This window comes from Methanomassiliicoccales archaeon, from assembly GCA_014361295.1.
In the GTDB taxonomy this organism is placed as follows: domain Archaea; phylum Thermoplasmatota; class Thermoplasmata; order Methanomassiliicoccales; family JACIVX01; genus JACIVX01.
Genome location: JACIVX010000120.1, coordinates 1 through 558, shown reverse-complemented (window position 1 = coordinate 558; position 558 = coordinate 1). Strand labels below are relative to the sequence as shown.

At 52.5% G+C, this 558-nt stretch carries 1 protein-coding gene; it reads left to right on the top strand.

Annotated features, from left to right (window positions below; genetic code table 11):
• Positions 1–23 precede the first annotated feature (23 nt).
• Entirely contained in the window at positions 24–557 is a 534-nt protein-coding gene (locus tag H5T41_11500; protein ID MBC7109384.1) for a hypothetical protein, read from the top strand.
• The last annotated feature ends 1 nt before the right edge of the window (position 558 follow it).

Sequence of the window (558 nt, the reverse complement as noted above, 5' to 3'; positions counted from 1 at the left end):
CCGTAAGGTCATTCTATGAGGCCATGGACATCACAATGCCAAAACTCAGACAGCCCTCAGGAGACATCTGCCTGGAGCAGAACTACGGCAAACTCATCACAAAGGAGGAACTCAGGACACTTGTGAGCATGGCACCACCCAGGGAGAAGGCCCTCATTTACCTCATGGCACTTTCAGGTATGGCGCAGGCAGAGGCCAGGAGGCTGACCATCAGGAAGTTCCTGGATGCTGCAGGTGATGCCATTGGCCGTGAACTTGAAACGGTTGAGGACCTCTTCAATGCCAGGGATGAACTCATGGATGAGATCATAACGCTGGATATTGTCAGGAAGAAGGTGAACTACCGCTACATGACCTTCATCCCACCTGAGGCCACGAAGGAGATCCTGAATTACCTCAAGGAGCGGATGTATGGCAGAAATGAGAAGATACGTATCAGGGATTATGAGGGGGCCCTCTTTGTTAAGAGAACTGGAACTGCTCATCGCCCTCAACGCCGCCATGACCAACATCCACATGTACCCTCCCACCAGCGACATGATCGCGGCCTCCGTTGAT

What these genes read in the sequence shown, in the direction of transcription:
- H5T41_11500 (MBC7109384.1), top strand. Translation starts at nt 24, where the DNA reads ATGGACATCACAATGCCAAAACTCAGACAGCCCTCAGGAGACATCTGC.